The following is a 19,976-nucleotide window of genomic DNA, read 5'->3' as shown; positions in this document are numbered from 1 at the left end:
CGACATTACCTGAATCACTGATTCGGAAAATCAAAATCATGCCGCGCACCCTGGACGTCGACCTGCTGCGTACCTTCCACGCCGTCGCGAAGCTCGGCCGCTTCAAGGATGCGGCCGCGTATGTGAATCGCAGCCCGTCGTCGGTCACGGCACAGATCCAGAAGCTCGAGGAGATGGTCGCGCAGCGGCTGTTTACGCGAAACAACCAGGCCGTCGAGCTCACGCAGTTCGGGCACAAGCTGCTCGGCGACACCACCGAGTTCCTGTCGAGCCACGACCGCCTGGTCGAATCGCTGTCGCCGCAGATCCTGACCGGCAAGTTGCGGCTCGGCATCCCCGATTCGTATGCCGCGCATTTCATGGCGGAATTCCTGCCGCGCTTCGCCGCCGACCGGCCGTTGCTCGAACTGACCGTCGAAGCGCGCTCCAGCGAGGAACTGCAGCAGCTGTTTTCCCGCGGCCAGCTCGACATCACGATTGCCGTCGTGCCGAAAGCGCTGCCGCACGCGGAACTGCTCAGCAAGACCCATCCGGTGTGGGTCGCCGCGCGCACCTTCAAGTTCAATCCCGACGCGCCGCTGCCGATCGCCGTGCAGCTGCAGGGATGTCCGTACCGCGACACCGCGCTGAACGCGCTGAAGAAGGCGAAGATCGCGCACCGGATGCTGCTCGAGAGCGCGAGCTCGCCGGCGGTCGAAGCGTGCATCGCGAATGGCCTCGCGGTCGGCATCATCGAGCACGACCGCGTGTCCGGCAACCTGACGAGCAACGTCGCGGGGATCGCGCTGCCGGATCTGCCGCCGCATCTGATCACGATCCTCACGGACGACAGCAATCGCGCCGCGCTGCATTTGCGCGACGTGCTGAAAAGCACGTTCAGGATCAGCTAGGGAAAGAAGGCAAGGCCGTGACCGGCCTTGCATGTGAAGCGACAACGCATGCAGCAAGCGCCGCCGGCCCATTGCAGGCCGGCGGCCTTCTCTCGTCAACCGCCGAGATACGCCTGCTTGATCCGGTCGTTCGCGAGCAGGTTCGCGCCCGTATCCGCCAGCACCACGCGCCCCGTTTCGAGCACGTAGCCACGATCGGCCACACCCAGCGCCTTGTTCGCGTTCTGCTCGACCAGGAACACCGTGACACCCTCGTCACGAATCGTCCGGATGATGTCGAAGATCTGCGCGATCACGAGCGGTGCGAGGCCGAGCGTCGGCTCGTCGAGCAGCAGCAGGCGCGGCTTGCTCATCAGCGCGCGGCCGATCGCCAGCATCTGCTGCTCGCCGCCCGACATCGTGCCGGCCCGCTGCGCCGCGCGTTCCTTCAGGCGCGGGAACAGCTTGAACACGTGCTCGATGCCGTCGTCGATTTCATGACGGCTCGCGAAGAACCCGCCCATCTTCAGGTTCTCGAGCACCGTCAGGCTCGGGAACACGCGCCGCCCTTCCGGCGAGATCGCCATCCCCTGCCGCATGATCTGGTGCGTCGACATCGCGGTAATGTCGTTGCCCTCGAACAGCACGCGGCCCGACGACGCGCGCGGCGTGCCGCACACGGTCATCATCAGCGTCGTCTTGCCGGCGCCGTTGCTGCCGATCAGCGTGACGATCTCGCCCTTCTTCACCTCGATCGACACGCCCGCGAGCGCCTCGACCGCGCCATAGTGCGTATGGACCTGTTCCAGCTTCAGCATCACTCTTCCCCCAGATACGCCTTGATCACGCGCGGGTCGTTGCGGACCGCTTCCGGCGTGCCGATCACGATCGGCCGGCCGTGCTCCATCACGAGGATGCGGTCCGACACGCCCATCACGAGGCTCATGTCGTGTTCGATCAGCAACACCGACACGCCGAACTCGTGGCGCAGCTTGTCGATCAGGTGCTGCAGCTCGATCTTTTCCTGCGGGTTGAGACCGGCCGCCGGTTCGTCCAGCATCAACAGGCGCGGCTCGGTGATCATGCAGCGCGCGATCTCCAGGCGCCGCTGGTGCCCGTACGACAGCGTGCCCGCCTGCCGGTTGGCGACCGACTTCAGCCCCATCCGGTCGAGCCATACGGCCGCGCGTTCGAGCGCTTCCTTCTCCGCGCGACGATACGCGGGCGTCGAGAACAGGCCCGGCAATAGCCCCGACTTCACCTTGCGGTGCTGCGCGACGAGCAGGTTCTCGACGACCGTCAGCGACTTGAACAGGCGGATGTTCTGGAACGTGCGCACGAGGCCCTTCAACGCGATCTGGTGGCTCGGCAGCCCGGCGATCGCGTGGCCGTCGAGCACGACGTCGCCGCCGGTCGGCTTGTAGAAGCCGCCGACGCAGTTGAACACCGTGGTCTTGCCCGCGCCGTTCGGCCCGATGATCGCGAACACCTCGTTGCGGCGCACGTCGAAATCGATGCCGTCCACCGCGAGCAACCCGCCGAAGCGCATCTGCAGCCCGGCGACCTTCAACAGTTCCGTATTCGCGCTCATTGCGGCAGCTCCACGTGGGGACGGCTCGCGGGCAGCAGGCCCTGCGGACGCCACATCATCATCAACACCATCACGAGACCGAAGATCAGCATCCGGTACTCGGCGAAGCCGCGCGCGACTTCCGGCAGCACGGTCAGCAGGATCGCCGCGAGGATCACGCCGAGCTGCGAGCCCATCCCGCCGAGCACGACGATCGCGAGGATCAGCGCCGATTCGATGAAGGTGAACGATTCAGGATTCACGAGGCCCTGGCGCGCCGCGAAGAACGCGCCGCCGATACCGGCGAACGCCGCGCCGAGCGTGAACGCCGACAGCTTGATGCGCGTCGGGTTGAGACCCAGCGAGCGGCAGGCGATCTCGTCGTCGCGCAGCGCTTCCCACGCGCGGCCCATCGGCATGCGGATCAGGCGGCTCGTCACGAACAGCGTGAAGCCGACCAGCACCAGCGCGATCAGGTACAGGAAGATCACCATGTGCTCGCCGCTGTATTCCAGCCCGATCAGTTCATGGAAGGTCTTCGCGCCTTCGACGCTCGCCGAGCGCGCCATCTCGAAGCCGAACACCGTCGGTTTCGGAATGCTCGAGATGCCGTCCGGGCCGCCGGTGAGGCTCGTCAGGTTGTTCGCGAGCAGGCGGATGATTTCGCCGAAGCCGAGCGTGACGATCGCGAGGTAGTCGCCGCGCAGACGCAGCACCGGGAAGCCGAGCAGGAAGCCGAACGTCGCCGCGGCGATCGCCGCGATCGGCAGGCACTCCCAGAACGACAGCCCGAAATACTGGTTCAGCATCGCGTACGTATAGCCGCCGACCGCGTAGAACCCGACATAGCCGAGATCCAGCAGCCCCGCGAAACCGACCACGATGTTCAGCCCGAGGCCGAGGATCACGTAGATCAGCGCGAGCGTCGCGACGTCCACGGCGCCGCGCGAACCGAAGAACGGCCACACGAGGCCGACCGCGAGCAGCACCCAGATGATCGCGCGCTGCTGCTGCGCGCCCATCGCGGGCATCGCCGGCAGCTTCACCGCCGCTTTCGCGCGCACGAGCCACGGCTTGAACAGCTGGAACAGGAACACGGCTGCGACCGCGATCCACACCGGACGCCAGTGCGGCGTGAGCACCACCTGATAGCCGTCGAGCTTCAGCTGCAGGCCGAGCACCGGAATCGTGAGGATCGCCGTCAGCAGCGCAGCGGCCGCGGCATTCTTCAGCGCCTGGCCGACCGACGCGTCGGCGGCCGGGCGGCGAACGGAAATGACTTGACTCATCTGCGTCTCCCTCAGACCTTTTCGATGTCCGACTTGCCGAGCAGGCCGGTCGGGCGGAAGAGCAGGATCAGCACGAGCAGGCCGAACGCGACCACGTCCTTGTACTCGGCCGGCATGTAGCCTGCGGCGAAGGTTTCGGCGAGGCCCAGCAGCACGCCGCCGAGCATCGCGCCCGGGATGCTGCCGATCCCGCCCAGCACCGCGGCGGTGAACGCCTTGATGCCCGCGACGAAGCCGATGTACGGATTCAGCTTGCCGATCGTCAGCCCGATCAGCACGCCGCCGACGGCCGCCAGCATCGCGCCGAGCACGAACGTGAACGAGATCACGCGGTTCGTGTCGATGCCGAGCAGGTTCGCCATCTTCATGTCTTCGGCGCACGCGCGGCACGCGCGGCCCATCCGCGAATGCGAGATGAACAGCGTGAGCGCGATCATCAGCACGACCGTCACGCAGACGATTAGCAGACGCGCATACGGAATCGTCACGTCGTAATCGCCGCCGAGATGGATGTCGAATGCGCCGGAGATCAGCACCGGCACGGACACGTCGCGCGCGCCCTGGCCGATCTGCACGTAGTTCTGCAGGAAGATCGACATGCCGATCGCGGAGATCAGCGGCACGAGGCGCGGGCCGCCGCGCAGCGGGCGATACGCGACACGCTCGACCGCGAAGCCGTACAGGCCGGTGACGAGCACCGACACGATCAGCGCGGCGCCGAGCACGAGCGGCAGCGGATAGCCGGCGGAGATGCCGATGGCGGTGAGGGTCACGAGGCCCACGTATGCGCCGATCATGTAGATCTCGCCGTGGGCGAAGTTGATCATGCCGATGATGCCGTAGACCATCGAGTAGCCGATGGCGATCAACGCATAGATCGCACCCAGCGTCAGGCCGTTGACCAGCTGCTGGGCGAATTGAGGAAAGAAGTCAGTCATGTGCGGGAAGCTCCCGTTGGCGCTGGGTCGCGTGCCGTCGCCGGATCACGGCGTTCGGCCGCGCGCAACGCACGGTGTCGTCTCGGGCCGCCCGTCGGCCGCGCAATGCGGTCATGCGCGGCGCGAATGCACGCCCGCCCCGTCCGGGTCTCGGACAGGGCGGGCGTGCGGGCGGGTACGCCGGATTACTTGGCGGCGGTCTTCGTCGCGTCCTTGTGCCACGTGTAGACGACGAACTTGAACGCCTTCAGGTCGCCCTGGGCGTCATACGCGACCTTGCCGATCGGCGTGTCGAACGTCGTCTTGTGCATGTACGCGGCGACCTTCGTCGGGTCGGTCGTCTTCGCGCCGGCGATCGCGTCGGCGATGATCTTCACCGCTGCGTACGACGGCATCTGGAACGGGCCGTTCGGGTCGCGCTTCTTGTCCGCGAACGCCTTCACGAGCGCCGCGTTGGCCGGATCGGCCGAGAAGTCGGCCGGCAGCGTGACGAGCATGCCTTCCGAAGCCGGGCCGGCGATCGCCGTCACGTCCTTGTTGCCCACGCCTTCAGGGCCCATGAACGTCGCCTTCACGCCCTGCTCGCGCGCCTGGCGCATCAGCAGGCCCATTTCCGGGTGATAGCCGCCGAAGTAGACGAAGTCGACGCCTTGCGACTTCAGCTTCGTGATGATCGCCGAGTAGTCCGAATCGCCGGCGTTGATGCCTTCGAACAGCACGACCGGGATCTTCGCGCCTTCGAGGTCCTTCTTCACCGACGACGCGATGCCCTGGCCGTACGACTGCTTGTCGTGCAGGATCGCGACCTTCTTCGGCTTCACGTTGTTGATGATGTAGTGCGCGGCGGCCGGGCCTTGCTGGTCGTCACGGCCGATCGTGCGGAAGATGAAGTGGCGCTTCTTGCCTTCCGTCAGCTGCGGCGCGGTGGCCGACGGCGTGACCATCACGATGCCTTCGTTCTCGTAGATGTCGGAGGCGGGGATCGTCGAACCCGAGCACACGTGGCCGATCACGTACTTGATCTTCTGGCTGACGATCTTGTTGGCGACGGCGACGGCCTGCTTCGGTTCGCATGCGTCGTCCATCTGCACGACTTCGAACTTGTTGCCGCCCGCGCCGCCTGCCGCGTTGATCTGTTCGATCGCGGTCAGCGCGCCGGCCTTCACCATGTCGCCGTATTGGGCGACCGAGCCGCTCATCGGACCAGCGATGGCGATCTTCACGGTTTCCGCTTGCGCGGCGGCGGCGCCGGCGGCGAACAGCACGGCGGCGACGGAAATGGACGTAAGACGGGACAGCGTCATCTGGGAGCTCCTCGATGTTGTTTAGTCATACGGGCAAAGGCGGCATGACTTGCGCAATCGAACAGCACCCGGGGCGAGGACATGGGACACGCCCGAGACACATGAAGACGGACCTGCGGATGAATGTTGCGTAGCGGGGCCGGCTCTTGCAGTCCCCCAAGGGGGACGTCTGGTTCGGAAAGACATCGTGATGCGTCTTGCATTGCGCAAGCGTTTCGCCTGCCCCGCTTGCCAACTGCTTGTTCGGAGGGATGGTCCGACAGCCGTTGGCAAGGCAGTCGAAATTATATGGGGGTTTTTAAATCGTCTGTCAAAAATGCCGCTTCTATGAGGGAAAACACGGAGAAACTGGGCTAGGGTGAGGTGGCGATTTGGGAGCAACTCGGGCGGATGGAGAACGTTTGCGGTGGGTGCAATTGGGTTGCGATTTTCGGTGGGTTCGTAGCGTTGTGCCTTGATGGGTGGGGATTTGCGGCGATTTGTGGTTGTGGATCGTGCGATTTTTTGTTTTTGGGGGTCGGTGCTTTTTAAATCAATCGACTGAGGATTGCGTTGAGGTGCACCGAGGTGGGGCGGTGTGTTGGATCGGCAAATCCTTCCATATGCTGACGTTTACGGCATAAGCGAAAGCTTTTTGTTATTTTTATGAAATAATGCGAACTCGCCTCTGCAATCCAGCCAGCCTCCCCGCGAACCGCGCCCACCGCGCCCACCGCGCTTCGCCGTCGCTTCAGGGCCGCTTCAACGCCCGTCCGTCGTTCAGTCTCGCCAGCCAGTGATCTGCCGTTTTTTCAATGCACATCACCTGCTTCGGATCGCATATGAATCATCCCTTCCGTCTTTCTTCCGCTGCCGCGCTTGCTTGTGCGCTTTCTGCTTCTACCGTCGACGCCTCGGGCCGCGATTCGCTCGTCGATCGCTCCGGCGGTGCCAACGTGTTTCGTTCGGAACGTCAGGCCGTGGCTCGCGATGATGGGCGCTCGGCACGCGCAACCCGACGCGTACAGTACGCCGCGCCGGCTGAACGCAGCCCGTTCGAAACGCCTGATACGCGGCCGGTGCGTGTGTCAGGCGATACGCTCGAATCGCAGACTCCGGCTGTACCCGAATCCGATTTCGTATTGCCCGCGAATCGCGTTGCGCTCGGCGCGGGCGGGCGCGACAGCCTCGGGCGCGCTTTGCCCGGATATGAACAGCGTGCGCAGAACTGGCACGAATACCTGCGGGCAAATGGCTCGCGACCTGTCGGCAGCGGCGGCTCGTATGCGCCGACACGGACTTACGATGCCGCGCGCGGGCCGCACGGTACGCCGAATCCGTTTGATCCGTCGGTGCCGCAACCGGAGACCCGGACGTTCTACGACAACGGCGCCGGTACGAATTGCACGGCTACTGGTGGCGCGGGAACATCGCGGTCGTCGTGCAATATTGCCTGGTGATGCGTTGGGGGCGGCTGATAGCGGCTACCCTGCCTTGCCTGGCGCGCTGCGCGACGTCGCGCAGCGCGGCCGCGTCTTGCGGCGTTGCCTTTTACAGTTTCGTGATGATCAGCCTGCCAGGCTCAATATCGATCCGCGCCTTCTGGCCGGGTACGAAACACGCATCTTCGATCAGCCACATTCCACCAATCTTCATGTACGGGTAGAACTTCTCCGGCTTGATGTCCGTTTTCGGGGTACCCCACATTTCCTGGATCGTGACGAAACGTTCCGTCTTCGGTGGTCGTGCTTTATGATTCGGCTTAGCCATGGGCAACTCCTGCTTAGTTGGCTGTGGTTAGCGGGTCGTGAGTGTTGGTAGCACTTGCGGCCCGCGCTCGTTTACTACGGTGTTTTTTGTGGTCGGGATTCCTCCTTTGTTTTTGCCCCGATGAAAGCAATGTTTCGATAGGGCCTAGCGGTTATGTTGTGTCCATTCGCGCGCGCGCGATGCACGCGCGATCATCATTGGACATTGCCTATTAGACCATCGCTGACGCCCAATATTTGCGGCTTGCGCGAACGTTAGCCGTTAGGCATAGGTACGAAATTTCACCTGCGTGCGTAGCGCCATTGCATGCAAAGATGCGGAAGGAAAAGCTAATCGACGCGGACGCCGATCGGCCTCGGGACGCGGTCATTCGAAACAGTTCGAATGAATTGGCTTCACGCGCGGCAAGAGCAGAGTTCGATACAGAAGCGACTGCTGCTCCGTCTCTTCCGACTTCCCGACATAAAGAAGTTGCTCGCTGGAAACGTTCGTTTTCTATAGCTTCCACAGGCTTCAATCGACCCGATGCGGCCGGTCACGTTGACCCGTAGCGGACGATCCGGTTTCTCCTGCAATAATGGTAGATTAGGCTATCGCCTATAAAGGGGGCCCTGCATGGCAGTCCGTCGACTCGAAGATATTCAGCGTGAGGCAATCGGCGCAAGGTCGCGCCTCTCTATTCAGCGCTGGGAAACAATGCAGTTTGACGTGCAATTGAGGATGGCTTCGCTTAAAAACCTCATTGGCTCTGCTGAAAGCGACGAGATTCATCGTCATGTCGTGGTCGCTTTGATTGCTGCGTTGCAAACCTACTTTCGCGGAACGATTGTTGCCATCACTGACTCTGGTGACGACTATCGCGAGCGAGCAGCGGAGCGCATCACCGAAAAAATTTCGATGAAGGATGCATTAACATGGTTCAGCGGCAAGTCGGTGACGTTCGGGGAGCTTGTAGCGCATGTCGCCTCTTGCAATTCGGCGACCGACGTCATGTCGTGGCTAGGCTCGCTGCTGAACTGCAACTTTAGAGACGCCTTAGCGAGTTCGGTCTCCGAGTACGATCAACGTAACGGGAAGGTGGATCCGCCGCTGATCGTGTCCGACGTTGAGAAGCTGCTCTCTGAACTCAGCGAAACCTTCAGGTTGCGACATATCCTTGCACATGAAGCCGCGACTAGTTTGCAAATAGATGCTGACGCCTGCAGAACTATGTGGAATGCAGTGCAGACGTTGCTTCGCGGCACTAACGCTGTGTTGTGGGCGACGGTCTATAAGAAACTCCCGTTGACGCAGGCTGAAATGACAAAACACGCCTATGCAGACGTTCTAGAGGCGAGGAAGGAGTTAGCCGAAATACTGAGGCACGCGCGAAATCTTGCCTGTCGTGATGGTGCGTCCGCGTGGCTTCGAGCAACTCACTTTGCTTGGATGAAGGTTATGGCGGATTGGTACAGGAATACATATTGGAAGCTTCAAGGATCAATGTGGCCGGCAGTCTCCGAGGCGGATCGTGCTGCGGCTATTCGTAGCCGCGTGAAGCAGATTTCGCAATGGGTCCGATGGCAGCAACCAGAGCGACCCTGACGCTGCATCGATTGTCGACCATCCGAAAGCAATGTCGAACGGCCGCTCCTGGCCGAGGCCGTGTGAAAACGCATGGCGAAGGCTCCAGTTGAAAAACTCGACCCTTCAGATCGCGCTGTATCGGCCTGGTGGCTGTTCGGGAAGGGTAAAGTGACACCCGAAAACCGTGTGGTTTCGCGTTTTCACACAGCCTCGGCCGAACGCGGCCGGCCGCCGCCCTGCAACGCGCGACCGGCGCAGATCGCCCCGAAGCGGCCGGCCGAACTGATACGAGACCTATGGCCGTTACTGATGTGAATGCGACGTTGAAATGTCCTCGCAGGGGCACGACTCAAAGGCTCGATATGGCCGACTGCTGCAAGACGCGGCAGCCGGGATCACCTCATTACTGCAGTCGGACCAAACGGGGACATCAACAGCCAGCACATAAAAAAGTATGCGCCCTGTTGACAACGCTTAGTAGAGGCTCACAAGGGGAGGTGTCTTGTATGGTGTTTTTGGGGTGTCTAAAAACAACTTGTCAGCGTCGCCGAAGTTCTCTGCAATCAGGGTCTCGGATTGACGCCAACGTCTTTTCATGCCACGATTTATATGTAATATACTACTTTAAGCAATTTAGACAATCACCTAAAGGGACGCTATGCATAAGTTCGAATACTTCCCCCCCATCCTTGGAAACGGCGAGTATCACTGCCCTTATTGCCATGTGTATGCGAAGCAGTTTTACGCTCACTTGGGCACCAATATTAATTTTACCTGGTCTAGCGTTGTCGATCAACAGTCAAAATTTAGTGAGATTATCGACAGGCAATGGATTGTAACAAAATGCCAGAGATGCAGCCAGATTGCATTCTGGCACAACGATAATTTGATCTACCCCAAGAAGAACATCGCTCCACCTGCCAATATTGACCTATCTGAAGAAATAAAAATAGACTATCAAGAGGCCGCAAATGTTCTCGCTGATTCACCTAGAGCAGCCGCAGCACTTCTTAGACTTGCATTGCAAAAATTGTGCAAGCAGTTGGGGGAGCAAGGTGAAAATATTAACGAAGATATTAAAAGCCTTGTCAAAAAAGGTTTAAATCCGCTAGTTCAAAAATCCTTAGACGCGCTTCGAATCAACGGGAATAATGCAGTTCACCCCGGAGAAATAGACCTTACCGAAGAGCCGGAGCGAGTGGTTAAGTTATTTGATTTGATAAATTTCATTGCAAACAAGATGATCACCGAGCCCAAAGAAATCGAGAGTTTCTATGACCAGCTACCAGCTGGAGCTCAAGAGGCAATCGAAAAGCGAGACAAGAAGGCGAGCTAGTCCGTCAGGTCGACGCTATGCCGGCGGCCCTGATGTTCAATGGTAATGGGACCTTCTCGAAGCAAATGTTGCAAGCGTGGTTGATGGGCCAATAACGAACCGACCGGCCGATGGCGAACGCGGAACAGTCGTTTGAATGTCAGTCTTTCCCAGCATGCGAATGGCGGGACTTGGCCGCCACCCGTCTAATGTGACGGAGGGCTGTCGACCCGAAACGGCCGGTCAGCGCGTCTGATCTTGTTCGTCTTTGTCGGATGTATAGCGGGCGTCGCTCTGCCTCCTCTCACATCGTGCGAGAATAAAGTCGTCGCGTAGCCCCACCATAAGCACATGTTTTTCGTCACTACAATCTCTTACGAAGTTGGCTCTATCATTCAGGCCGGCCCCCTCGGACGGACGCTACACGAATATGGTCGGCTCATTCCCCTACCGAACGGCCAGAGCAACGTTTTCGGCGACGGATGGCGCCTGCTGACGGAGTACGTTCTGGAACAAATCCGCGAGGAGCACTATCCCGATCTTCCCAGTCGACTCACTTGCTCCTTTGTCTTCCCCACGCTCGAAATTGCACGAAACAATGGGCATCGGGTCTTAGCCCCTAATACACCGTTCGCGCGCCGTATCTACGAAGTCGAACCCACGACTCCGAGCTGTGTCGCTCATCAGGCAGACATGAATATTATTCCCGTACGATATGGCGACGACTATATGAGCCGCGTGTTTTCGGAAGCGCACCGATATTGGCGCGCGTCGGGAGATGCTCACACGCCGGAAACGCTGCTTAGTCCGGACCTTCGAGTGATTTCTATTGTCGACGGACAGTCGGAGAGTGTTCGATTTGACCACGCAGCGAGACTACCAAGCTGAGGGGGCGCCGCCGAACGACCGCTATGGGATGGTGAATCGACGCTCGAACGTCTGCGCGAGGTTGCGCCTACAGGACGCTTGTTGGCCGAACGCGGCCGGGCGCCGCCCCGCAACGCGCGATCGACGCAGATCGACCCACTGCGGACCTTTGATGTAGATCGTCGGCGACGACTGCTCTCGGTTCGACTTCGGACATGCTGCAGAATTGAGCGTTCGCGCAGCCAGCTGCCATGTCGATGGACATGCAGATCACGCCGCAAGTGTACTTTCCAGCAGTTCGCGCGGTCATATGCCCCCGCGTTCATACTAGCCGTCCATTCGCGTATTCCATTCCGCGGGCCAAGCGGATCGTCATCCAGCCCGCTATACTTTGCCCGCCAACACAGAGCGCGACCTCATCGTTCATGGCAGGTCGCGGCAAGCAGGGAAATTCCGGCCTTCTATGGGTTATGACAGACCAGCACAAAAGGAAGCGAAAAGCATGACCGCGTTATCGGACATCGACGTATTCTGGCAAGAATTTATGCAAAAGACGCTCGCGGCGGGGCAGCCTGGGTTGCTTTGCCGAGGCCTGTCCGACAAAAAATATACGCTGCTTCCATCAATCGCTCGGCATCCCCAAGAACATACTCTCGGCGATATCAGTACGTTGGAACGTGGACTAATTGAGGAATTCCAGCGTCTTTCCTTGAGAGAGCTAGAGTTCATTCCAGAAGGCGAATTCGAATGGCTGTTCCTAGCGCAACACCACGGATTGCCAACACGACTTCTGGACTGGTCTACGAATCCACTGGTTGGGTTGTATTTTGCCGTCGAGAGTCGTGACGACCGTGACGGGAAGCTGTATCTGACGCGGCAAGTCGTGAGCGATCAACCGCATCTGTTCGACTTCCGTACAGCAGATACGATTGCAAGAAGTGTGATTGCGATCCAGCCGAATCAGGGAACAGTCATCTTTGTTCGACCAAAGTATAAGGATCGTCGTTACCACAATCAGGCATCCGTTTTTTCGTGCCCTGCAAGGCCCTATGAAGATCTCACAGATGGTGCGGTCGCTGGCTTGGACGAACTCATTGTGCCAGGCACTCTGAAATCTCAATTGCGCGAGCGATTGCGTACTTTGGGTGTTTCCGCGTCCTTCATTTATCCGGGGCTGGACGGCATCGCATCCGAGGTTAAAAGGCTTCAATACGATCCGGTGCATAACGGAAGGCGGACGATTATCACGGCAACAATGAAGCTCTGAAGCCCGCGATGGTCCGGCGTGCGAAGGTCAAGGTGACGTCGTCGGCCATGGGCAGTCAGGCCGAAACGTTACCTGCTGGTACAGTAACCGTGCGAACGCTCGCGCGGTAATTCCGCCTGAGCCAAAATTCCATGTGAGAGGCAACGTGTACGAAACCATCGATGAAATTGTCGCGCTATTCGGGGTCACGGGCGAGTCCTTGGACCTTGAATTCAAATCGAGTCGAGCCTATGACGATATGACTAGGCAGGAACAAAGATGTGAGTTTGTGAAGGACGTCACCGGGTTTGCCAATGCCGGCGGGAGCACACTCATCATCGGCGTTGCGCAAGAGAAACCCTACACATCGTGGATATGCCTAAAGAACAGGGGGAAAGTGTCCGTTAACGAAAGATCCACGAAATAGCGGAAGCCGGATAGAGCCATTTTCTACGCAGCAACCGATCTATCGATAACAACCCAAAGGAATAAAACCCGACAATGCCCACCTTCGCACTTCACGCAACACATGCGCAATACGTTGTGTTTGCAATCTGGTCCGGCATTACCGTCTTTCTCGTCAATCGTGGAGGACGCCACAATCGAGATTTCAGGATAGTTGTCTCATCAGGAATACGACTGATTGTCTTTGGTGTCGGCGGAGCAGCTCTTCTGAAAGGACTGTCGACGACAGATGCCGGCGTACTGCAATTCACGGACGCGGCTGTGAACTTTGTTCTTGTTCTTGCGGCCTCGATAGGCGCCAACTACGTTGCGCATGCCAATATGAACCTTCGGGACCATCCCAAGGGCAACAATGGTCCTAAGCCAGATGACGCGCAGATGACGCCGTCAACCGCTCGATCCTCAAAAAAGACCCCGGACAAGCGATAGGCGTACGGGGAAAACCGTACGACCTATCTCCCGGCCAGACGCAAACGCCGGTTGTTGGCAGGCTCAGCACACGCGATCGTGTATTAGGCTCGCTGATATTCTCGATTTTCCGGACGTGCAACCGTAAACGGCGAGCCCGCTCGGGATGCGGCTAATAGCTCATGCTTCACAATCTGGATCGATTCCGGGTTCCCACTTGTACAGAATGGCCGCTTCCTAGGGCGGAACAGACGTCGGAATGTTCGAGTGCTGGTGTAGGCGAATGGCGCTTCCTGGCCGGAAGTCGCCAGTCGCCGCCCTGCGCGGTTCGACCGGCGCCTTCCGACCCGAAGGAGCCGTTCGCCGCTCCGAACAGCCAGCCCGAAACCGGTGTTTCGGAGCGTGTAAGCAACCTGCGCCCCCGTTGCAAAGCAGCCCACAAGGCAAAGCGCGCTTCAAAATTACTCACCGATCCCGTCGTCTGCCCCATAATACGCGCCACACGCGCTTTAAGATCCGTAGCGAAGAGGAGCCTTGAATGGCAATCGATTTCAACCAGTTTACTCAAGGTTTGGGGCTGGACAAATACCCGTTTTCAGTGTTTACGGCGGAGGAAGAGAAGGAGTTTCTTCGCGTAGCGTTTGTCCGCCCCCTTGCGTATTCCCCAGCTATTCAGGCTACTACGGAGGGTAAGAATATCTTCCTCTACGGGGAACGCGGGACAGGAAAGACTGCGCTCCTGTTCGAGCTGGTAAGCGAGCGTTCGAAAGCTGCCAAGGTCGCCCAGGTCTCCAATTTCGCAGACCTTCCGGTGGCTCCTGAACGTGCCGACGTCTATGGGCTGTATGTCACGACGCTTGCAGATCTTCTTTTCAAGAAGCTTCTGCCACAGATGTCCAATATCTTGTTTGACAGGCCCAAATTGGACCGAGACGACAAGGTTCTTGTCTCCTATCTGCTGAAGAATCATACGAACACTCTATCTCGAGAGGCGCTCCGAGAAGACTTGCGCAAGATTCAACATGGACGCTTTAAGCGCGGAGCTACGTGGGTGTTCAACCTATTTCGCGGTGTCGCTAACCAAGCAGCAAGCACTGGAGTAGACATTGTTAGCCATACAATTCGCCAGTCGCTTGGATTGCCTGATCCCTCCATGAACGACGCTCAAACTGCCAAGGACTACTTCGAGCGGATCGAACTCGCAATCGACTCAGACTTTGACGACAGCAAAGCCAGCTTGCTTTTGCTAAGGAAAACCGTAGCCCTTTGCCAAAAGCTAGGCGTGAAGCCCATTACCTTGGTGCTCGATCGCATTGATGAGGATTCTCGACTACGAAACGATTCGGCTGTAATCGCGAACTTCTTACGGCCGTTTCTGGTGGAGAATGATATTTTTTACGGAAGCGACTTGCAGTTCATATTCTCTATCTGGAGTATTCCATTCCAGAATGTGAAATCGGACTTCCGTGCAAATAAATTCTGTGTTGAGCAAGTTAAATGGCGCGACCATGAGCTCATAGACGTGCTCGACAAGCGGCTTCAGCATCACTCGTCGGACAAAGTAACTTCGCACACTCAGCTGTTCAGCGATCACGCCTTTTTCATGGCCAACGTGCTACCACTCGCGAATGCCAATCCGCGTGACTTGTGGCAACTCATGAATCAAGTGCTTCGAGAACAGTATCGGCTCGACTCAACAGCGATAAAGATATCAGCAGATGCAATGCGGGCCGGCATGCACTCTTTCGTTAAGGATTTTAGCTACTACGAATACTATCCGCGGAAGATCGACGCGCGGGCCAACAGCCTAGATGTGTACTCCTACATCGCTCACCTACGTAAATTGTCAGGCCATCAGTTCACCATCAACAGTCTCTCGACCGCTGCGGGTACCGGGAGTTCCACGACCAACTATGTGGTTGCCATGGAGGGTATTGGACTCATTCGCAGGTGCGAGGACAAAGGGCCTAACGGCGCCACACTGTACGAGGTAAAGGACCCAAAAGTAAGGTTTGCCATCGAGAACCGTATCGACATCCGCCGGGACGCATAACGTGAAGGCGCAGGCGAGTTGGACTGGACCACTAAACTCCAACTCAATGGCCGCACTATTTCTCCGAGAGGTGTCACTAACCGACTTGAACTGGTTCCCCGGTTCACTCTGAATCAGGCACAAGCGCGGTAGCGCTGGCTGACCACTTTTGGCCGTACCGAGACATTCCAGTATCCGAATCTGCATGCGCAAACTGGCGCGCTTGCTGAACGATGCGGAACGCATACGGATAGCCGACGATCACCAAAATCTTCCCGACAGGCGTTTGTGCGACGATATCTAGGAAACGAAAAGGATCAATGTTGAAATCGTCTGGCGATACCGAAACCCCTTGTCCTGTATGCAGAAAAGTCGCGTAAGAATATTGAAAAGCGCCATTACGTCTTACGAGAAACATACCTGAATCAACATGTTTCCGCCCGAAAGCACCCACGCATATTGAACCCAACGCAAGAATGAGTAAGATGCCCGAAAGGCTGTCAAAAAGAACGCATCGCGCGGGGTAGCCAAATGCAACGGAACGAGTTGATTCCATCGGCATTACTTGATGACATCTACGCTGCAGCACTGGGCGATCAGAGATGGGAAGTCGTGCTCGACGGCTTGCGATCGTCGGTAGGCGTGCGCATGGCCACGCTGCTGTCGTTCGACGATGCGGCGGGAGTGCCGGTCATCGACCGGGCTGCGGGCGACGACGAGCCGTGGGTTGCCGATTGCCGCCGCGCATACAACACCGAGTTCTATCTGTATGACCCGGTCGTACCGATCGCCGGCAACTGGCCGACTGGTCGCTGGTTCGAGGACGTCAAGCAACTGTCCCGCCCGCAGCGCGAACACTGCGTGTTCTACCAGGAATTCCTGAGGCCATACGGAATCGGCAGCATCGCCGGCCTGTATATCCATCGCGGCGAGCACACCGGCGCATTCCTCAGCGTACAGAGCGGCCCCGAATCGCAGGGCCTGTCGGACGCACAGCGCGTCGCGATCGAAAGCATGGGCGCACACATCAGCCGCGCGTTGCGGATCGAGGCACGCATCGGCGAACTCGAAGCACGCGTGGCCGCCGCGGAATCGGCGCTCGATGCGCTTCCGGTGCCGGTGTTCTTGCTCGGCGCGCAACGCGAACTCCGCTATACGAATCGCGCAGCCGATCAACTGATCGCGGCGGAACCTGCGCTGCGGATCGTGAACGGGCGCTTCGCGCCGGAAGGCTGCGTCGACGATGCGCATTGGCGGCACGCGTTCTCGCGCGGTGGGCTGTTGCTGCGCCGTGCGACGGGCGAACCGCTGCCGCTCGCGCTGATACCGGTGCCTCAACAGTCACGCCTCGTGCGCGAGCGGCCGGGCGTCACGGCATTGATGACGGCAGCCGACCTGCACTCGCCGGCGGCACGCGCGCAGCGGCTGCGCGTGTTCTACGGACTGTCGTCGGCCGAAGCCGATCTCGCGGTGCTGCTGTGCTGCGACGGACGCTCGCCGCAGGAATGCGCCGAGCTGCGCGGCGTGTCGATCGGCACGATCCGCTCGCAGATCAAGTCGATCTATGCGAAGACGGAAGTGACGCGGGCGGCGCAGTTGACGTCGCTGGTCATGCAGACGTGACGTCCCCTCACCGCGGCGACACCACAATCGCCGCCCTCCGGTTCTGCGCCCGCCCGGCGGGTGTCCGGTTATCCCCCACCGGATCGCTCTTCCCCTTCCCGACCACTGCGATCTGCTTGCCGTCCAGCCCCACATCCACAAGCTCGATCGCCACCACCTCCGCCCGCCGCCGGGACAACTCGAGATCGTAAGCCGTCTCCCCTTCCTCGTCCGAGTACCCATAAACCCGCACACCATTGATCCCGGCCGACCTCAACGTCCTCCCGATCCGCTCGACGATCCGCCTGACGACCGGCTTGAGGTTATACCGATCAAAGTCAAACAAAATCGGCCCCGTCGACCCGAACTCGAACCCCTGCTCGGTCTCCTGAAACCCGGCCGACTTCAGCGCCGTGACCTGCGTCTGCGTGAGCCCACGATGAAGCGGCGGCGTCTTGCACCCGCCGAGCAGCAGGCACAGCAGCACCGCGCTCGCGACGCACATCCTCCCCATGCTCACAGATAACGCGTTTTTCATCACAGTCCCCTTCCTTCGCATGCGCGCGCATCGCGTGCGCTTCTTATCCCGCCGCCGCGGCCTCGCCCGCAGCGCGAAACGATCGACGTCAAACCGGCCCGGCTACGCCTTCCGACAACTGCCACGACCCCGGCCGCGCACGCTTGGCGCGGTACATCGCGGCATCCGCCGCGCGCAGCAAGCCGCTCGCGTCGGACGCATGGTCGGGATACAGCGCAACGCCGGCACTCATCATGGTGGCCACCATGCGTCCGTCGGGCAACTCGATCGACGACACCATGCCGGACAAAATCTGGTCGGCGATCAGGCACACGCTGTCCGTGTCGCGCACACCCGTCAGCATCACCGCGAATTCATCGCCGCCCAGGCGAGCGACGAGATCGGTTTCGCGCACCTGCGCGCGCAACCGTGCCGCGACGCCGACCAGCACCGCATCGCCGGCATCGTGGCCAAGGCAGTCGTTGATTTCCTTGAAGCGGTCGCAGTCGAGATACAGGATGGCGACCCGCTGCCCCGTCAACACGGCGTCGCAGAGTGCAAGCGACAGACGCGACTCGAACTGCACGCGGTTGGGCAAACCCGTGAGCGCATCGTGCGTCGCCTTGTATTCGAGCGACGCGTTCTCGTCACGCAGCGTGTTCTGCCATTCCTCGAGTTCATCGAGCAGCGCATTGAAGTCGTCGCCGAGCTGGTTCAGTTCGGCGATCGCCACGGGCTCGACGCGCCGCGCGAACGCACGCTCGCGCCGCACGGCGTGCGCGACGGCGGCGAGCGCGCGCAGCGGCGCGACGATGTTGCGCAGCAGACGCTTCGAGCTGATGTAAGCGCCGAACACGCTGACGACGAGACAGCCGAGAATGCCGCCGATGCCGCCGAGCAGGAATCCGAAGAACTGATGCCCGCGGCCACGCACGATCACCTGACCGACGACGATGCCGTCGTGCATCACCGGAACGGTCACGGCCCCCGGCAATGCGAGATCGGCGACGACGCGCTCGAGCCCGGCGATCCGGCCGCCGGCAGGCAGCTTCCAGGTCGCGAACAACTGCCCCTTGTTGTCCGTGACCACCACCTGCGCGACGTCCTCGTCGCTGGCGATCGTCGCGATCGCTTCGCTCGCCGCGGCACGGTCGCCGAACACGAGCGCCGCCTCGACCGTGTAACCGAGCGAGCGGGCCAGCAGGTTCAGGTTGTTGCCCGCATACGCACGCAACGCGATCACGGCGACGACGATCAGCGACACGGCGGCCATCGTCACCGCGACGAACGCCAGGCGCAGGTGCGCACGGCGCAACACGCTTTGCAGCGTCGGGCGCGGCACGCGTGAGGACGCGATGGGGGGCGCGGAACGTGTCATGGCGTCAGCGTCCGCCGCGCGAGGTTGAGCACGTTCGGATGCACGCGCACGCCACTGCGCGCGACGGCGTCGAGATTGATGTCGAACGTCACGTGCTCGCCTTCGACCGTCAGACAGAACATGCTGCCCGCGGTGCACGACGGATCGTGTTCGGCGATGGTCAGCACCGGATGGCCGGCGAGCGCGGTTCTCACCCGCATTCGCTCGTCGTTGCCGAGCGCGCCGAGATACACGACGTCGCAGGCGATGCCGAGCGAGGGATCGTCGAAGCGAACGCGCTGCACGTCGAGCACGGTCGAGCCGGCCTGCATCGTATCGGTGAGGTCGCCCGCGTAGTCGGGCCTGCCCGTCACGCACAGATGCAGGCGCACGGGCGTCGTCGGCCAGCGCGTGAAACTGACGATGCCGAGCACGACCTGGCGTACGTTGGAGTCGTGTGACGAAAAGGCGGGACCCGTCGGGCCGGCGGGCGTCGCGGTGGCTGCGACGTGCATCGTATCGACCGGGTCGTCCCTGTCGGCAAGCGATCCGGCGAGGACGGAAGGGACAACGCTCAGAACGCAAACGATTGCGATGAATGCGTGACGCAACGACGCGACTCGGCCCGACCGGCCGGACGCCGTCCGCGCGGCGATTGCCGCCGCGCCCGCTGGCGTCGATGCGGCCGCATGCTTCGCGGCCGTCGCGCACACACTCGCATCCATGATGGAAACATCGGTTGCAGTCGTTCCCGGCCCTGCCTCCTGCCTGCCGTGTGCGCGCGCAGGTACCGTGTCACGCACATGATTGCTTCCATCTTAGGTAAAAATTCGCAACCCGAACCAGTGGGATACTCCCGCCAAATCGCAATCGGAAAATAGG

Annotated in this window: 19 protein-coding genes; 9 read left to right on the top strand and 10 right to left on the bottom strand. The window is 60.2% G+C overall.

The annotated features are described in order from the left end of the window. The first annotated feature begins 38 nt into the window (after positions 1-38). Positions 39-890: a LysR substrate-binding domain-containing protein gene (locus U5A56_RS10885; protein WP_124485249.1), complete on the top strand. Its 852-nt coding sequence runs from the start codon at positions 39-41 to the stop codon at positions 888-890. A 95-nt stretch (positions 891-985) separates the two neighbouring features. Here U5A56_RS10885 and U5A56_RS10880 read toward each other — a convergent pair whose 3' ends face one another. From U5A56_RS10880 to U5A56_RS10860, 5 genes are all read right to left on the bottom strand, one after another. Further along, a complete protein-coding gene (locus U5A56_RS10880; RefSeq protein WP_044846849.1) occupies positions 986-1,687 on the bottom strand; it encodes an ABC transporter ATP-binding protein in 702 nt (233 codons plus the stop codon). Continuing rightward, positions 1,687-2,460, bottom strand: a complete 774-nt coding sequence (gene livG / locus U5A56_RS10875) for a high-affinity branched-chain amino acid ABC transporter ATP-binding protein LivG (RefSeq protein ID WP_044846848.1) — start codon at positions 2,458-2,460, stop codon at positions 1,687-1,689. Before livG ends, U5A56_RS10880 begins: the two co-directional genes overlap by 1 nt. Further along, entirely contained in the window at positions 2,457-3,728 is a 1,272-nt protein-coding gene (locus U5A56_RS10870) for a high-affinity branched-chain amino acid ABC transporter permease LivM (protein WP_321922251.1), read from the bottom strand. Before U5A56_RS10870 ends, livG begins: the two co-directional genes overlap by 4 nt. An 11-nt stretch (positions 3,729-3,739) precedes the next feature. Next, positions 3,740-4,666: a high-affinity branched-chain amino acid ABC transporter permease LivH gene (gene livH / locus U5A56_RS10865; RefSeq protein ID WP_044846846.1), complete on the bottom strand. Its 927-nt coding sequence runs from the start codon at positions 4,664-4,666 to the stop codon at positions 3,740-3,742. A 185-nt stretch (positions 4,667-4,851) separates the two neighbouring features. After that, positions 4,852-5,970 carry a branched-chain amino acid ABC transporter substrate-binding protein gene (locus U5A56_RS10860; protein ID WP_044846845.1) on the bottom strand — a complete coding sequence of 373 codons (1,119 nt, stop codon included), beginning with the start codon at positions 5,968-5,970 and terminating at the stop codon, positions 4,852-4,854. Between the two features lie 821 nt (positions 5,971-6,791). Between U5A56_RS10860 and U5A56_RS10855 the strand changes: the two genes are divergently transcribed. Further along, a complete protein-coding gene (locus U5A56_RS10855; protein ID WP_321922248.1) occupies positions 6,792-7,409 on the top strand; it encodes a hypothetical protein in 618 nt (205 codons plus the stop codon). Positions 7,410-7,500: 91 nt separating this feature from the next. Here the strand turns inward: U5A56_RS10855 and U5A56_RS10850 are convergent, their stop codons facing one another. Further along, positions 7,501-7,719 (bottom strand): hypothetical protein, encoded by a 219-nt coding sequence (locus U5A56_RS10850; protein ID WP_044846844.1) that lies wholly within the window; start codon positions 7,717-7,719, stop codon positions 7,501-7,503. A gap of 615 nt (positions 7,720-8,334) precedes the next feature. On the opposite strand from U5A56_RS10850, the gene U5A56_RS10845 reads away from it, so the two are divergent. The 6 genes from U5A56_RS10845 to U5A56_RS10825 all read left to right on the top strand — a co-directional run bounded on the left by U5A56_RS10845 (position 8,335) and on the right by U5A56_RS10825 (position 15,639). Continuing rightward, on the top strand, positions 8,335-9,303 hold the full coding sequence (locus U5A56_RS10845) for a hypothetical protein (RefSeq protein ID WP_321922246.1): 969 nt from the start codon (positions 8,335-8,337) through the stop codon (positions 9,301-9,303). A gap of 640 nt (positions 9,304-9,943) precedes the next feature. Continuing rightward, positions 9,944-10,621 carry a DUF4145 domain-containing protein gene (locus U5A56_RS10840; protein ID WP_321922244.1) on the top strand — a complete coding sequence of 226 codons (678 nt, stop codon included), beginning with the start codon at positions 9,944-9,946 and terminating at the stop codon, positions 10,619-10,621. Positions 10,622-11,969: 1,348 nt separating this feature from the next. Next, on the top strand, positions 11,970-12,734 hold the full coding sequence (locus U5A56_RS10835) for an FRG domain-containing protein (protein ID WP_321922242.1): 765 nt from the start codon (positions 11,970-11,972) through the stop codon (positions 12,732-12,734). A 133-nt stretch (positions 12,735-12,867) separates the two neighbouring features. Then, on the top strand, positions 12,868-13,140 hold the full coding sequence (locus tag U5A56_RS37155) for a helix-turn-helix domain-containing protein (RefSeq protein WP_415749117.1): 273 nt from the start codon (positions 12,868-12,870) through the stop codon (positions 13,138-13,140). 74 nt (positions 13,141-13,214) lie between these two features. Beyond that, positions 13,215-13,607 carry a hypothetical protein gene (locus U5A56_RS10830; RefSeq protein WP_321922241.1) on the top strand — a complete coding sequence of 131 codons (393 nt, stop codon included), beginning with the start codon at positions 13,215-13,217 and terminating at the stop codon, positions 13,605-13,607. Between the two features lie 517 nt (positions 13,608-14,124). Next, complete coding sequence (locus tag U5A56_RS10825; RefSeq protein ID WP_321922239.1) at positions 14,125-15,639, top strand: P-loop ATPase, Sll1717 family; 1,515 nt, start codon at positions 14,125-14,127, stop codon at positions 15,637-15,639. A gap of 103 nt (positions 15,640-15,742) precedes the next feature. Here U5A56_RS10825 and U5A56_RS10820 read toward each other — a convergent pair whose 3' ends face one another. Then, entirely contained in the window at positions 15,743-16,174 is a 432-nt protein-coding gene (locus U5A56_RS10820; protein ID WP_321922237.1) for a hypothetical protein, read from the bottom strand. A 92-nt stretch (positions 16,175-16,266) separates the two neighbouring features. On the opposite strand from U5A56_RS10820, the gene U5A56_RS10815 reads away from it, so the two are divergent. Next, positions 16,267-17,241 (top strand): helix-turn-helix transcriptional regulator, encoded by a 975-nt coding sequence (locus tag U5A56_RS10815; protein ID WP_321922235.1) that lies wholly within the window; start codon positions 16,267-16,269, stop codon positions 17,239-17,241. A gap of 7 nt (positions 17,242-17,248) precedes the next feature. On the opposite strand, the gene U5A56_RS10810 is transcribed toward U5A56_RS10815, so the two are convergent. From U5A56_RS10810 to U5A56_RS10800, 3 genes are all read right to left on the bottom strand, one after another. Beyond that, positions 17,249-17,758, bottom strand: coding sequence for an OmpA family protein (locus U5A56_RS10810; protein ID WP_044847820.1), 510 nt, complete (start codon positions 17,756-17,758; stop codon positions 17,249-17,251). A gap of 88 nt (positions 17,759-17,846) precedes the next feature. After that, positions 17,847-19,115 carry a diguanylate cyclase domain-containing protein gene (locus tag U5A56_RS10805; protein WP_044847804.1) on the bottom strand — a complete coding sequence of 423 codons (1,269 nt, stop codon included), beginning with the start codon at positions 19,113-19,115 and terminating at the stop codon, positions 17,847-17,849. Further along, positions 19,112-19,819 carry a YfiR family protein gene (locus U5A56_RS10800; protein ID WP_124668032.1) on the bottom strand — a complete coding sequence of 236 codons (708 nt, stop codon included), beginning with the start codon at positions 19,817-19,819 and terminating at the stop codon, positions 19,112-19,114. The genes U5A56_RS10805 and U5A56_RS10800 overlap by 4 nt, the downstream gene beginning before the upstream one ends. Positions 19,820-19,976: the final 157 nt, after the last annotated feature.

It is taken from the genome of Burkholderia sp. BCC1998, assembly GCF_905339875.1.
Lineage (GTDB): Bacteria > Pseudomonadota > Gammaproteobacteria > Burkholderiales > Burkholderiaceae > Burkholderia.
The sequence above is the reverse complement of the archived record's forward strand: the minus strand, read 5'-3'. Positions and strand labels throughout refer to the sequence as shown.

What these genes read in the sequence shown, in the direction of transcription:
- U5A56_RS10870 (WP_321922251.1), bottom strand. Translation starts at nt 3,728, where the DNA reads ATGAGTCAAGTCATTTCCGTTCGCCGCCCGGCCGCCGACGCGTCGGTC.
- U5A56_RS10860 (WP_044846845.1), bottom strand. Translation starts at nt 5,970, where the DNA reads ATGACGCTGTCCCGTCTTACGTCCATTTCCGTCGCCGCCGTGCTGTTC.
- U5A56_RS10885 (WP_124485249.1), top strand. Translation starts at nt 39, where the DNA reads ATGCCGCGCACCCTGGACGTCGACCTGCTGCGTACCTTCCACGCCGTC.
- U5A56_RS10800 (WP_124668032.1), bottom strand. Translation starts at nt 19,819, where the DNA reads ATGGATGCGAGTGTGTGCGCGACGGCCGCGAAGCATGCGGCCGCATCG.
- U5A56_RS10815 (WP_321922235.1), top strand. Translation starts at nt 16,267, where the DNA reads ATGGCCACGCTGCTGTCGTTCGACGATGCGGCGGGAGTGCCGGTCATC.
- U5A56_RS10840 (WP_321922244.1), top strand. Translation starts at nt 9,944, where the DNA reads ATGCATAAGTTCGAATACTTCCCCCCCATCCTTGGAAACGGCGAGTAT.
- U5A56_RS10835 (WP_321922242.1), top strand. Translation starts at nt 11,970, where the DNA reads ATGACCGCGTTATCGGACATCGACGTATTCTGGCAAGAATTTATGCAA.
- U5A56_RS10825 (WP_321922239.1), top strand. Translation starts at nt 14,125, where the DNA reads ATGGCAATCGATTTCAACCAGTTTACTCAAGGTTTGGGGCTGGACAAA.
- U5A56_RS10820 (WP_321922237.1), bottom strand. Translation starts at nt 16,174, where the DNA reads ATGGAATCAACTCGTTCCGTTGCATTTGGCTACCCCGCGCGATGCGTT.
- U5A56_RS10830 (WP_321922241.1), top strand. Translation starts at nt 13,215, where the DNA reads ATGCCCACCTTCGCACTTCACGCAACACATGCGCAATACGTTGTGTTT.
- U5A56_RS10845 (WP_321922246.1), top strand. Translation starts at nt 8,335, where the DNA reads ATGGCAGTCCGTCGACTCGAAGATATTCAGCGTGAGGCAATCGGCGCA.
- livG (WP_044846848.1), bottom strand. Translation starts at nt 2,460, where the DNA reads ATGAGCGCGAATACGGAACTGTTGAAGGTCGCCGGGCTGCAGATGCGC.
- U5A56_RS10850 (WP_044846844.1), bottom strand. Translation starts at nt 7,719, where the DNA reads ATGGCTAAGCCGAATCATAAAGCACGACCACCGAAGACGGAACGTTTC.
- U5A56_RS10855 (WP_321922248.1), top strand. Translation starts at nt 6,792, where the DNA reads ATGAATCATCCCTTCCGTCTTTCTTCCGCTGCCGCGCTTGCTTGTGCG.
- livH (WP_044846846.1), bottom strand. Translation starts at nt 4,666, where the DNA reads ATGACTGACTTCTTTCCTCAATTCGCCCAGCAGCTGGTCAACGGCCTG.
- U5A56_RS10880 (WP_044846849.1), bottom strand. Translation starts at nt 1,687, where the DNA reads ATGCTGAAGCTGGAACAGGTCCATACGCACTATGGCGCGGTCGAGGCG.
- U5A56_RS10810 (WP_044847820.1), bottom strand. Translation starts at nt 17,758, where the DNA reads ATGAAAAACGCGTTATCTGTGAGCATGGGGAGGATGTGCGTCGCGAGC.
- U5A56_RS10805 (WP_044847804.1), bottom strand. Translation starts at nt 19,115, where the DNA reads ATGACACGTTCCGCGCCCCCCATCGCGTCCTCACGCGTGCCGCGCCCG.